The following is a 12,751-nucleotide window of genomic DNA, read 5'->3' on the forward strand; positions in this document are numbered from 1 at the left end:
CCACCAGGAATGCAGGAGACACAAAATGGCCGATCCCTTTATCGGGCAGATCATGCAAGTCGGGTTCAATTTCGCGCCTAAAGGTTGGGCGCAGTGCGCAGGGCAGATAATGTCCATCCCGCAAAATTCGGCGCTATTCTCGCTGCTCGGTACCACCTTCGGTGGCAATGGCGTGCAGACTTTTGGTTTGCCCGATGCGCGCAGCCGCACTTTTGTCGGAGTCGGGCAGGGCTTGGGCTTGTCCAACTATGTTTGGGGCGAAGTGACCGGCACCGAGAATAATACGATTCTCGTCAGCAATATGCCGGTGCATAACCACCCCGCGACATTCCAGGGTATCCAAGGCGCGACGACGGCGACGGGTTCGCTCGCCGCTTTGTCGAATGCAACCGGCCAACAGGGTGTGCCGGCTTCAACAGCAAACCAGCTCGCCAATATTTCACCTGCTGGAAGCACCGGCGCAAAAATCTACGCGCCTGCCGGAAACGGTGGTACCTCGGTCAATTTAGCCGGCCTCACCATCAACGGCGGCAACTTCACCCCGCAAGGCACTGTAACCGTCGGCCCTTCGGGCGGCAGCGTTCCGCTCAACAACATTCAGCCGGTGCTGGCGGTGCAGACCAATATCTCGTTGCAGGGCATCTACCCCACGCGCAACTAATCTAGCTGAAGTTCGCCTGATACAGCCGGGGTTGACCCGGCCTCGGCTGTATCTGGCTGATATAGATGTCGTGGGGGCCGCCCTTGCCGCAATCCATATTGTAGGTTTCGTCGAGCAGGTAGATTTGCTCGGGCGATTCGAAGATGAGCGTAAAGGGCTCGCGAAATTCGTTGAGCAGATGCGGCTTGCGCTCGATCCTGAGCAGCGTGATCTCGATCGGCTCGGGCACGGTGCTCAACCGTATTTTCTTGCCGACCCAGGGCTCGAAATCTTCGGGCGTCGGCAATTTCATGGGAAAGTCTCCTGGATCGACGGGCACGTCGCGGTTTGATACGCAGCGATGATAACCCGCAAGGCGCAAGACGCAACCATGCCGGCCAAAGTAAAACCAGCAAATAACACGTCCGCCGCCGGTGCGCGGGCCAAGCCCCTGCCCCGCTTCCCCGTGCCGCGCCACGCGCCGCCGGCGCTGTCGCCGGGGCTGGCGGCCGCTGGCGTTCGGCTGCGCGCGGCGACGATGGACGACCTGCCGTTCCTGCGCCAGCTCAACCGCGCGATCCTGGCGCCGGCCTTCGCGCTTGCACCCTGGTCGGCGGCCGAGCGCGACGCGGTGATGACCGAGCAGTTCGATCTCCAGCACCGCCATTATCTCCAGCATTTTCCGCGCGCCGATTATTGGATTATCGAGCGCGCCGGCAACGCGGGCGCCAAGCCGATCGGCCGCTATTATCTAAATCGCCACGGCACATTGTGGCGCGCGCTCGACCTGGGCTTCCTGCCCGGCAAGCGCGGCTTTGGCGCGGCGCTGCTCAATTGGACCAAGACGCTGGCCGCCGCTGCCGGCGCCGATGGCTTCGACTTCCACGTCGCGCACGACAATAGTCGCGCGCATGCGCTATATCTGAAGCTGGGGTTCGAGGATGTCGACGCCCCGCTCGCCACGCACCAGCGGATGATCTGGCGCAATCCGAAGGCGGGATCGCGCGGGCCGTCGAGCCGCTGAGCGCGCTTGCTCGCGCCGCGCCGCGCGGGCATGACCCTGCCCAAACAAAAGGCGGAGGGTAGGCATGGCAGGCGCGCTAGTGGGGCTGAGGATCATCGAATTCGCCGGCATCGGCCCCGGGCCATTCGCGGCGATGATGCTGGCGGACCATGGCGCGGACGTGATCCGCATCGATCGCCCCGGCGCCCGCCTCGACCCGCGCGACGCCTTGTCGCGCAATCGCCGCTCGGTGATCCTCGACATGAAGACGCCCGACGGCATCGCTGCCGCCCGCGCGCTGTGCCGCACCGCCGACGCGCTGATCGAGGGCTATCGGCCCGGCGTGATGGAACGGCTGGGGCTGGGGCCGGAGGTGCTGCTCGCCGACAACCCGGCGCTGGTCTATGGGCGCATGACCGGCTGGGGGCAGACGGGGCCGTACGCGCAAGCCGCCGGCCACGACATTAATTACATCGCGCTATCGGGCGTGTTGCATGGCATCGGTCGCGCGGGCGAAAAGCCGGTGCCGCCGGTCAATTATGTCGGCGATTTTGCTGGCGGCGGCATGATGATGGCGTTCGGCATCCTCGCCGCGCTGATCGCGGTCAGGAACGGCGCGCCCGGCCAGGTGATTGACGCGGCGATGACCGACGGCTCGGCGCTGATCGCGGGGATGAGCTGGCATTTCCTCGCCGCCGGGCTCAACCGCGATCAAGCCGGCGTCAACATGCTCGATGGCGCAGCGCCATTCTACGACACCTATCGCTGCGCGTGCGGCGGCTTTGTCGCGGTGGGCGCGATCGAGCCGCAATTCTACGCATTGCTCCGTGAGCATCTCGGCATCGCCGACGACGACGCCTTTGCCGCACAGCATGACCGCCGCAACTGGCCGCAGCAAAAGGAGAAAATCGCGGCGATTTTCGCACAGCGGACGCGGGCTGAATGGTGCGCGGTGATGGAAGCGACCGACGCGTGCTTCGCGCCCGTGCTGTCGATGACCGACGCGCCCAACCATCCGCACAATCGCGCGCGCGACACCTTCATCGAACTAGGCGGCGCGATCCAGCCGGCGCCCTGCCCGCGCTTTTCGGCGACGCCTGCCCCGGAAGCGCGACCCGCGCCGGAGCCGGGTGCCGATACCGAAGAAGTACTGCGCGCGACCTCGGTTAGCGCTCAGGCGTAGGCGTAAGGCCCGCCTTTGCTAAGCGCCGTCTGATAAGCCGGGCGTGCGTGGATCATCTCGAGCCACGCAATTGTTGCGGGTCGTGACCCGTCGAGGCCTGCGCGCGCGCGCGCCGCTTCGAGCGGGAAGCTCATCATCACATCGGCCGCGCTGATTTCGTCGCCGGCGAACCAGGGGCGGCTCGCCAGTTCGCCTTCGACATAATCGAGATGGACCTGGAACATCGCATTGATGCGCTTGCGGATGCGCTTGCCGAACAGGGGCACACGGCTGGCGACCAGCATCACCAGCAGCGGCGGCATCAGCGAGCCCTCGGCATAATGGAGGAAATGGCGATAGCGCAGCACCGCGTCGCGATGCGCCGGCGGCCCGAAACGGCCATCGGCCTTCTCGACAAGATATTCGACGATCGCGCCGGTCTCGGCAACGACGCTGCCTGTATCGGTATCCTCGATCACCGGTGACTTGCCGAGCGGATGCACCGCGCGAAGCTCTGGCGGCGCGAGCATGGTCTTTTTGTTGCGCGCATAATGCCGGATTTCATAAGGCAGGCCGACCTCTTCGAGCAGCCAGATCACCCGCTGCGATCGCGAATTTTCGAGATGGTGGATGATGATCGTCACACGTGCCTCCCCCGGGTCAATCTGGAATCGCGTACCATAGCCATGCCGCAGCGGGAAAGTCGACTGCATCGCCCGAGCGATGTCGCTCGAGCAACGCGCGAAGGCGCGCGACCATCGCCGGTCGCTCGGCGTCGTCGGCAGTGCGGAACAATCTGGCGGCCGGGCCGATGCGCGCGAAAAATGCCATCGCGTCCGCCACCGGATCGGCACCCGCCCCGGCATGATAGATGTAATCGACTGGCTGGGGCGCCGATGGAGACCAACCGGCCGCGCGGAGAAGGCGCACGACATGATCGGCGTCGGCGAATGCGAAAGGGCCCGGCGCAGTTCCGGCATCGACAGGCGGGGGTCCCCCCGTTGCCGCAGCAATCAATTCGGCGGCCCATGGATTGGCCGCGATCGACCGGAAGCACGAAAACAGCAGCGGCGCGCGCGGCGCGGCGGCGCGACGTAGCTTGGTGAACGCGGCAACCGGATCGTCGAAGAACATCACGCCATGGCGCGACATATAGCCGTCGATCGGCGCCAGCGTCGCCACCGCCTCGTCAGCAGCAGCGATAAGGAAGTCGAGGTTCGCGAGACCTGCGGCGCGCTCGCGCGCGACTTCGACCAGCGGAGCCGACAAGTCGATGCCGGTAATGCGCGTATCGGGCCGCGCCGTCGCGAGCGCGATTGCGGTGCTGCCCGCGCCGCAGCCGATATCGACGACCCGCGCTGCATCAGCCGGCAAATGCGCGAGGATATGCTCGTTCAGCATCGCGCCCAGGTCGGCAAAACTGCGATCGGTGCGCTGCCATTCCGCCGCCCAGGCATCGCCAACCGGGCCGATCCATTCGCTCGCTTCCATGGAGTTCCTCCGCAACGGCGCCGACCGGCGGCAACCGCCGGCGAACGATGTCGGTCCGACATATCGCGCGCGCCAACAATGGCAAAGCGATCGAGGCCCCGGCGAAACAGTGGCCATAGGCACTCCCCCCTAAGCAGAACCCGACCAGATCAAAATGCATGAAAGGCCCGCCAGGGGGGAGTGGCGGGCCTTTCCGAGCGTGCGACGGGAGAAAGCGTCGCGATAAGCTTAAGCCTTACAAGTCCTCGTCGGCATCGCCGTCGGGACCAGTCATCATTTCCTCGGCGACCTTATCCATTCGGTTGCGGATCGCGGTTTCCAGGCGGTTAGCCACATCGGGATTTTCGGTGAGATAAGTCTTGGCGTTCTCACGCCCCTGACCGATGCGGACGCTGTCATAGGAGAACCAGGCGCCCGATTTCTCGACCAGCCCGGCCTTGACGCCGAGATCGAGCACTTCGCCGATCTTGGAGATGCCCTGGCCGTACATGATGTCAAACTCGACCTGCTTGAATGGCGGCGCGACCTTGTTCTTGACGACCTTCACGCGCGTCGTGTTGCCGATGATATCGTCGCGATCCTTGATCTGGCCGGTGCGGCGGATGTCGAGACGAACGCTCGCGTAGAATTTGAGCGCATTGCCGCCGGTCGTGGTTTCGGGATTGCCGTACATCACGCCGATCTTCTGGCGAAGCTGGTTGATGAAAATCACCATGCAGCGCGAGCGGCTGATCGAGCCGGTCAGCTTGCGCAAAGATTGCGACATCAGTCGCGCCTGCAAGCCGACATGGCTGTCGCCCATCTCCCCTTCGATTTCCGCGCGCGGCACCAAAGCCGCGACCGAATCGACCACCAGCACGTCGATCGCGTTGGAGCGCACCAGGGTATCGGTGATTTCGAGCGCCTGTTCGCCGGTATCGGGCTGCGAGACGATCAGCTGATCGATGTCGACGCCGAGCTTGCGCGCATAAACCGGATCGAGCGCGTGCTCGGCATCGACGAACGCCGCCATGCCGCCCTGCTTCTGCGCCTCTGCAATCACGTGCAGCGCCAGCGTCGTCTTACCCGAGCTCTCCGGACCGTAAATCTCGATCACGCGGCCGCGCGGCAGACCGCCGACGCCGAGCGCGATGTCGAGGCCGAGCGATCCGGTCGAAATCGATTCGACCTGCATCGCTTCCTTCTGCCCCAGCCGCATCGCCGAGCCCTTGCCGAAGGCGCGATCGATCTGCGCCAGCGCCGCATCGAGCGCCTTTTGGCGATCGCTCGCCGCCTTGTCGTTGGTTGTTGCCATGGTACCGTCGATGACCTTCAGAGATGTCGCCACAAGAGCCTCCACCGCTAGCCGGTCGGCACGACCGGTTCAATCTGTTGGAAGCGATGTACATGGAATGTTCCACCAGAACAAGAGTGGAACAGTCGATTTTGGATAATTTATTTCCTGGGGCGGCAACTGAGGCGCCGATCGCGCCGCTTACGCCGCCTGGAGATGGTCGAGCGCGCGCGCAATTGCTTCCATGGTGAAGGGCTTGACCAGGATCGGCCGGCCGCGATGCCGCTCGGGGATCACCCCCTCGTCGCCGCCGCTGGCGAAGAGGAACGGCCGTCCCGCATCGCTCAGCGCATCGGCGATCGGCCAGCTTTTCTCACCGCCGCGCAGATTGACGTCGAGGATCGCGGCATCGACGCCCGAACCGACATAGGCAAGCGCCTCGGCAACGGTATCGGCGGTGCCGACATGCTGGTGGCCGAGCTCGACCAGGAAATCCTCGATCATCATGGCGATCAACGGCTCGTCCTCGACGATCAAGATTCGATGCCCCATGGGCGGTCCCCTCCACATCCGCGCAGCGGATTAACTGGTTTAAACGCGGTAGCGCCTATTTGGTTGCAAGCGCGATCCGCGCGGCCTCCGCCAGCTGCTGCACCGAGAAGGGCTTGGCGATGAAGTGCACCTGATCGAGGTCGATCGACTTGCGCAGCGTTTCCTCGGCATAGCCCGACATGAACAGGATCGGCAGATCGGGGTAACGCTCGCGCGCACGGCGCACCATCGTCGGGCCATCCATCAGCGGCATCATCACGTCGGAGATCAACAGATCGGGCCGCGGGCTGTTTGCGAGCAGCTCGAGCGCTACCTCCCCATTCTCGGCGGTCATCACGCTATAGCCCTGGCGCTTGAGCGCGCGTTCGGCGACGCTGCGGACCATATCCTCGTCTTCAACGAGCAGGATGGTGCCCGATCCCCATAGCTCGCCCTGCCGAACCTTGGGCGGGATCGCCTTGGCCTTGCCATTGCCGGCAGCAGCGTGGTGGACCGGGAAGTAGATGGTGAAGGTCGTCCCCTGCCCCATCTTCGAATCCGCGAAGATATAGCCGCCCGATTGCTTGACGATGCCGTAGACCGTCGAGAGCCCCAGCCCGGTACCTTTGCCGACTTCTTTGGTGGTGAAAAACGGCTCGAAAATCTTCGGCAGGATCTCGGGCGGGATGCCGGTGCCCGTGTCGGTGATCTGGAGCGCGGTATAATCATCGACCGGCATCACATCGGCGCCAAGCTTGCGGACCTCGGCCTGCGTTACGGTCAGCGTGCGGATGGTCAGCGTCCCGCCGCCATGGCCGTACCGCACCGCCATCGCATCGCGCGCATTGACCGCGAGGTTCATCACCACAAGCTCGAGCTGAACCGGATCGACGCGGATCGCGCCCAGACCGCGCCCGTGCTGCACCGTGAGCGTGATCGTCTCGCCGAGCAGGCGCTTGAGCAGATACGACACTTCCGAAATGACATCGGGCAGCTGGATCACTTGCGGCCTGAGCGTCTGCTGGCGCGAGAACGCCAACAGCTGCCGCGTCACGCTCGCGGCGCGGTTGGAATTGGCCTTGATCTGCTGGATGTCGTCATAATCGCTGTCGCCGGGTGAGTGGCGCATCAGCATCAAGTCACAATGGCCAATGATCGCGGTCAGGATATTGTTGAAATCGTGCGCGATACCGCCGGCGAGCTGGCCGATCGGCTGCATCTTGCTCGCTTGCGCCACCTCGTGCTGCAACAGCGTGTCGGCGCCATCATCCTTGAGGCTCAGCAGAACCGCCGCATCGCCCATGCCGCGCGCCGCCGCGATGGAGAGCGACACGGGCATTTCGGGCCGGACTGTGAGCCGCACTGCCATATCGGTCGAATGCGACGCGCCATTGGTGAAGCGGCGGATCGCATCGGCCACTGCCGCTTTGTCTTCGCGGACGACGAGGTCGCCCGGGTAGAGCGGCGGGCTCGCCGGGTCGATCTGCGCCGAGCGGGCGAATGCCTCGTTCATGTGGACGAAGCGGCCATCGCGGTCGATCAGCGCCAGGCTGAAAGGGATGAGCGAGACAAGGCTGCGCGCCTGCGTACCGGCATCGACGCCGCCGGCAGGCGCAAGCGCGGCATCCTCATCGAGCAAGGCGATCAGCAACGGCGCCCCCTCGCCGTCGACAAAGGGGATTTGCAGCACCCGCAAGGCGGGCCCCTCAGCGCCCTCGCGCTCGAAATGAACGCGGCCGGCGGTGTCGGTGATGAGGAAGCGCGCGAAATCGCGGCCGCCGACATCGGTCGCTTCGTCCCCCGCCGCGCGCAGGCGGAAGACGCGATTGGTCGACTTGATGCGCCCCTCCGCGCTGATCAGTGCGAGCATGATCCCCGCCGCCGCCAGCCGATCCCCCGTCGCGCCGCTGATCAGCGAGGTCGCGGTGGCGACCAGATCCATGCTCTGCGCGGGCCGGAAGCGCCATACCAGCATATCCTCCGCATCGCCGCCGCGCGACACGCTGACATCCATCATCGCCCCGCGACACTGGAAGCGCGTGAGCGATCCCGCGCCGTCGCGCCAGGCGGCACGGCCCAGCGCGGCGAGCGTCGCAATCGTCGCATCATCGACGGGCAGATTGGGGGGCGTCGGGAAGCCGCCGAACAGCCGCTCATAGGCCTGATTGGCGCACACCAGCCGGCCGGCGCGATCGGTTATGCCGATTGCGTGGTCGCTCATATCGGCGACGAGCCGCGCGATCGTCCAGTCGATCAACGGCTCGGATTCGGTCGCTTCGGGGAACAGGCGGCGGAACGCGAGCAATCCCCCCGTCAGCACCAGGCCACTGCCGAAGAAGGCAGCGGCGACGACCGGATCGCGCACCAGCGCCAGCACCAGCGCAGCGGCCAGCGCCCCGCAACCAATCGCCACCGCCGCCGCCACGCGGCGAGGGCTCAGCCAGGAAGTTGGCGGTACGGGAACACTGGCCATGGCGTTTCCATCAACCGCGCCATGGCCAGCGTCAAGCGGTTAGCGACCGGCGCTTGCCGCCCCGGCCGCGACCCGCGACAATCGGCTTACCAGACCTTCACGCGATCCTCCGGCGCGAGATACATCGCATCGCCCGGCAACACGCCGAACGCCTTGTACCACGCGTCGATATTGCGCACCTCGGCGGTACGGAACTTGCCCGGCGAGTGCGGATCGCTCAGCAGCTGCGAGCGCAGCGCCGGCTCGCGGAACTTGCTGCGCCATACCTGCGCATAGCCGAGATAGAAGCGCTGATCGCCGGTCAGCCCGTCGATCACGGGTGCCGGCTTGCCGTTGAGCGAGCGGTGATAGGCGTCATACGCCACCGCCAACCCGGCAAGATCGGCCATATTCTCGCCCAGGGTCAGGCCGCCCTGGATGTGCTGGCCGGGGATCGGCTCATACGCGTCATATTGCTTGACGAGCTTGTCGGTGAGCGCGGTGAAGCGCGCGACGTCTTCCTTGGTCCACCACTCGGTCAGCTTGCCGGTCTTGTCGTACTTGCGGCCCTGATCGTCGAAATGGTGGCTGAGCTCATGGCCGATCACCACGCCGATGCCGCCATAGTTGACCGCCGGGTCGGCCTTGGCGTCGAAGAAGGGCGCCTGCAGGATCGCGGCCGGGAAGACGATCTCGTTCAACACCGGATTGGCGTAGGCGTTGATCGTCATGGGCGTCATGCCCCATTCGGTGCGATCGATCGGGTGGCCGAGCTTGTGCAGGTTGCGGAGATACTCAAACTCGCTGGATGCCGCGACATTGCCGACCAGATCGCCGCGCTTCACCGTCAGCGTCGAATAATCGCGCCACACCGACGGATAACCGATCTTGGGGGTGAACGACGCCAGCTTTTCATGCGCCTTCACCTTGGTTTCGGGCGCCATCCACTGGAGATTGTCGAGCCGCACGCCCATCGCGGCGATGATGTTCTTGACGAGCTGGTCGATCGCCGCCTTCGATTCCGGCGGGAAATAACGCGCGACATAGACCTTGCCGATCTCTTCGCCCAACGCCGCGCTGGTCACGGCAACGCCGCGCTTCCAGCGCACCTGCTGCTGCGGCTGACCGCTCAGCACCGTGCCGGTAAAGGCGAAATTGGCATCGACGATCTGCTTCGAGAGGTATGGCGCATAGGCGCGGATCACCCGAAGCGTCAGATAGTCCTTCAGCACCGGCAGCGGCGTGTCGGCGAACAGCTTGGCCTCGCCGGCAATCGCTTCGGGCTGGGCGACGATGTAATAGGGCTGGCCCTGCATGCCCTCCTGGGTGACATATTCGGTCCACGGGAAGCCCGGCGCCTGGCTCTGAATGTCGGCAAAGGTCCGCTTGTTATAGCGCTTGTCGGCATCGCGGCTCTGGATGCGCGTCCAATGGACCTGAGCGATCGACTTTTCGAAATCGAAGATTGCGCCCGCGCGCGCGGTGGCATCGGGCGTGCCGGCAAAGCCGAGCATCGTCGCGATATAGGCCTTATACTTGTCGCGAACGTCGGCGAGCTTGGGATCGTCCTTCAGATAATAGTCGCGGTCCGGCAGGCCGAGCCCGGACTGGCCGAGATTGACGACATAGGTCTGCGGGTCCTTGGCATCCTGCCCGACGCCGATGCCGAAAATGCCGCCGACGCCATAATGGCCGAGCTTGGCCATCTCGACCGCAAACGCCGTCTTGTCCTGGATCGCCGCGATTTCGGCGAGCCAGGGCTTGATCGGCTCGATGCCTTTCGCGTCGGCAGCGGCCTCGTCCATGAAGGTTGCGTAGAAATCGCCGATCTTGCTGCCCGGAGTTTTGGCGGCTTCCTCCAGGATCGTGCGCGTCTGCTCGTTCGACACGTCCTGCAGCACGTTGAACATGCCCCAGGTCGCGCGATCCGCCGGAATTTCCGTCTTTTTGTCCCAGGTCCCGCCTGCGAACGCGGCGAAATCGTCACCGGGCTTTACGGTCTTGTCCATCCCCGCCGTATCGAAGCCGAAATTACCGATTTTCGGCTTGGCTGCCGCGGCATGGGCGGGCGCGGGATGCTTGGGCGCGGCAGGGCGCGCGAGCGACACTCCGGTGAGCGCGACGCTGGCAAGCAGCGCGGCGGTAACGATTGTACGACGCATGGGCATGGTTCCTCTCTGACCTGGGTTCAGCTTTTCGTGTTGCCGTGGTTTATTGCGCTGACACGGCTAGTCAACGCGATTGTTGGGTTGGCGGAACCGATCGCGCAAAATTGCCGGCGTGTGGCGCTTCAGCCCCGGTCGCGCATCAGCCGCGCCTGTTCGCGCTTCCAGTCGCGTTCCTTGATCGTCTCGCGCTTGTCGTGCGCTTTCTTGCCCTTGGCGAGGGCGAGCTCGACCTTGGCGCGGCCGCGTGCGTTGAAATAGACGGTCAGTGGCACCAACGTCATTCCCTCGCGCGCCACCGCGCCGTGGAGCTTGTTGATCTCGCGCTCGTGGAGCAGCAATTTGCGCGGGCGGCGCGGCTCGTGGTTGAAGCGGTTGCCGTGACTGAATTCGGGGACATTGGCGTTGACCAGCCAGACCTGGCCATCCTTCACCTCGGCATAGCTTTCCGCGATCGATCCCTGCCCGAATCGCAGCGACTTCACCTCGGTACCGGTGAGCGCAATGCCCGCCTCGAACACATCGTCGATGGCATATTCAAACCGCGCTCGCCGGTTCTCGGCGACGATCTTGGTTTTCTGGAAAACAGGGGGCTTGGGGCGGGCCATAAGGGGAGCGCGTTTACTCAGTCGACCGGGGCAGCGAAAGGGCCATGGCGCAACCTTCTCCGAAACGGTCGAAAATAAGCGGCATCTTCACGATCAGCTAACCAAGATATGGATAATTTCCATCTACTATGCAGGCGCGCATCGTTATCTCGGTTCACCGCGTTCACCGCATGCTGCACGTGCGGCTGGCGGGCTTTTTCACGATTGCCGATGTCGCGCAGTACGAAACGGCGTTCCGTCGGGCGGTGATCGATCTCGGCGCCGGGCCCAACCAACATTTGACGTTATGCGATGCGACGGAAGCAGCGCTGTCCACGGCCGAAGTCACCGCTGCCTTTCAACGCGTGATTGCCAAGCCCGAGAACCGCTCCCGGCGATGCGCGCTCGTCGTCGAGGGCGCATTGGCGCGCATTCAAGCGCGGCGAACCGCGGATCGCGAGGACGTGATGGTGTTCGACAACGTCCCCGCTGCCCAGAAGTGGCTGCTGAGCACGGTCCGCGACGCCGCTTGATCGGGATGCCGGCGCTACAGGCCGGCAACCACCCCTGCCAACGCCGCATCCACCGCGCGCTGGCTCGCCTCGCCCGGCCACGTCATCGGCAGGCGCAAGCCATGGGGGAAGTCGGGCTTCACCTTGCTCAACGCGTATTTGACCGGGCCGGGTGAGGCATCGGTGAACATGGCGACATGGAGCGGGTAGAGCTTGTCGTGGAGCGCCAGCGCCTTCGCCCGGTCGCCTGCTGCCCAAGCCGCCTGAAACTCGGCGCACAGGCGTGGCGCGACATTGGCCGTCACCGAGATGCAGCCCACCCCACCATGCGCGTTGAAGGCCAGCGCCGTTTCGTCATTGCCCGACAGCTGGACGATGCCCTCGCCGCAGCCCAGCCGCTGCTCGGTGACGCGGCCCAGATTGCCGGTCGCATCCTTCACGCCGATGAACACGCCCGGAAACGCCTTGACGATCCGCGCCATTGTCGCGGGCTGGATGTCGGTCACGGTGCGGCCGGGCACGTTGTAGAGCACCACCGGCAGCGGACTTTCCTTCGCCACCGCTTCGAAATGGCGGAAAATGCCTTCCTGGCTCGGCCGATTGTAATAAGGCGGCACCATCAACGCCGCGTCGGCACCCGCAGCCTTGGCCGCTTTCACATTGGCGATCGCGACGCGCGTATCGTTCGAGCCCGCGCCCGCCAGCACCGGCACGCGCCCGCGCACCTGATCGACACAGACCTTCACGACGTGGAAATGCTCGTCCGCCGTCAGCGTCGCTGCCTCGCCAGTGGTGCCGCACGGTACGAGCCCCGCCGATCCTTCGGCGATCTGCCACTCGATGAAATCGCGATACGCCGCTTCGACAAAGCCCCCGCTGTTGTCAAAAGGCGTCACCAGCGCCGGAATCGATCCCGAAAACATTGCATCCTGCCC

Annotated in this window: 13 protein-coding genes; 4 read left to right on the plus strand and 9 right to left on the minus strand. The window is 64.7% G+C overall.

Annotated elements, in window-relative coordinates; translation table 11 throughout:
* The first annotated feature begins 25 nt into the window (after positions 1–25).
* The gene (locus tag ACLB0R_RS09580; RefSeq protein WP_416643906.1) at positions 26–661 is read left to right on the plus strand and encodes a phage tail protein; all 636 of its coding nucleotides are present in this window, start codon (positions 26–28) and stop codon (positions 659–661) included.
* Position 662: 1 nt separating this feature from the next.
* Here ACLB0R_RS09580 and ACLB0R_RS09585 read toward each other — a convergent pair whose 3' ends face one another.
* Positions 663–953 (minus strand): DUF6916 family protein, encoded by a 291-nt coding sequence (locus tag ACLB0R_RS09585; RefSeq protein WP_416643905.1) that lies wholly within the window; start codon positions 951–953, stop codon positions 663–665.
* A gap of 78 nt (positions 954–1,031) precedes the next feature.
* Between ACLB0R_RS09585 and ACLB0R_RS09590 the strand changes: the two genes are divergently transcribed.
* Together ACLB0R_RS09590 and ACLB0R_RS09595 are read left to right on the plus strand one after the other, a co-directional pair.
* Positions 1,032–1,664: a GNAT family N-acetyltransferase gene (locus ACLB0R_RS09590; protein WP_416643904.1), complete on the plus strand. Its 633-nt coding sequence runs from the start codon at positions 1,032–1,034 to the stop codon at positions 1,662–1,664.
* A 64-nt stretch (positions 1,665–1,728) separates the two neighbouring features.
* Positions 1,729–2,826, plus strand: a complete 1,098-nt coding sequence (locus ACLB0R_RS09595) for a CaiB/BaiF CoA transferase family protein (protein WP_416643903.1) — start codon at positions 1,729–1,731, stop codon at positions 2,824–2,826.
* Here ACLB0R_RS09595 and ACLB0R_RS09600 read toward each other — a convergent pair.
* The 7 genes from ACLB0R_RS09600 to smpB form a co-directional block, all read right to left on the minus strand.
* Positions 2,817–3,449 carry a glutathione S-transferase family protein gene (locus tag ACLB0R_RS09600; protein WP_416643902.1) on the minus strand — a complete coding sequence of 211 codons (633 nt, stop codon included), beginning with the start codon at positions 3,447–3,449 and terminating at the stop codon, positions 2,817–2,819. The genes ACLB0R_RS09595 and ACLB0R_RS09600 overlap by 10 nt on opposite strands.
* Positions 3,450–3,465: 16 nt before the next feature.
* On the minus strand, positions 3,466–4,296 hold the full coding sequence (locus ACLB0R_RS09605) for a class I SAM-dependent methyltransferase (protein WP_416643901.1): 831 nt from the start codon (positions 4,294–4,296) through the stop codon (positions 3,466–3,468).
* A gap of 235 nt (positions 4,297–4,531) precedes the next feature.
* On the minus strand, positions 4,532–5,623 hold the full coding sequence (gene recA / locus ACLB0R_RS09610) for a recombinase RecA (protein WP_416643900.1): 1,092 nt from the start codon (positions 5,621–5,623) through the stop codon (positions 4,532–4,534).
* A 147-nt stretch (positions 5,624–5,770) separates the two neighbouring features.
* Positions 5,771–6,121: a response regulator gene (locus ACLB0R_RS09615; protein WP_416643899.1), complete on the minus strand. Its 351-nt coding sequence runs from the start codon at positions 6,119–6,121 to the stop codon at positions 5,771–5,773.
* Between the two features lie 55 nt (positions 6,122–6,176).
* The gene (locus ACLB0R_RS09620) at positions 6,177–8,573 is read right to left on the minus strand and encodes a hybrid sensor histidine kinase/response regulator (RefSeq protein WP_416643898.1); all 2,397 of its coding nucleotides are present in this window, start codon (positions 8,571–8,573) and stop codon (positions 6,177–6,179) included.
* An 86-nt stretch (positions 8,574–8,659) separates the two neighbouring features.
* Entirely contained in the window at positions 8,660–10,714 is a 2,055-nt protein-coding gene (locus ACLB0R_RS09625) for a M13 family metallopeptidase (protein WP_416643897.1), read from the minus strand.
* Positions 10,715–10,842: 128 nt separating this feature from the next.
* Positions 10,843–11,325, minus strand: coding sequence for an SsrA-binding protein SmpB (gene smpB / locus ACLB0R_RS09630; RefSeq protein WP_416643896.1), 483 nt, complete (start codon positions 11,323–11,325; stop codon positions 10,843–10,845).
* Between the two features lie 128 nt (positions 11,326–11,453).
* On the opposite strand from smpB, the gene ACLB0R_RS09635 reads away from it, so the two are divergent.
* The gene (locus ACLB0R_RS09635; RefSeq protein WP_416643895.1) at positions 11,454–11,837 is read left to right on the plus strand and encodes a hypothetical protein; all 384 of its coding nucleotides are present in this window, start codon (positions 11,454–11,456) and stop codon (positions 11,835–11,837) included.
* A gap of 14 nt (positions 11,838–11,851) precedes the next feature.
* Here the strand turns inward: ACLB0R_RS09635 and dapA are convergent, their stop codons facing one another.
* A complete protein-coding gene (dapA, locus tag ACLB0R_RS09640; protein WP_416643894.1) occupies positions 11,852–12,739 on the minus strand; it encodes a 4-hydroxy-tetrahydrodipicolinate synthase in 888 nt (295 codons plus the stop codon).
* Positions 12,740–12,751: the final 12 nt, after the last annotated feature.

Origin of the sequence: Sphingomonas sp. GlSt437 (assembly GCF_048015635.2) — a bacterium.
In the GTDB taxonomy this organism is placed as follows: Bacteria; Pseudomonadota; Alphaproteobacteria; order Sphingomonadales; family Sphingomonadaceae; genus Sphingomonas.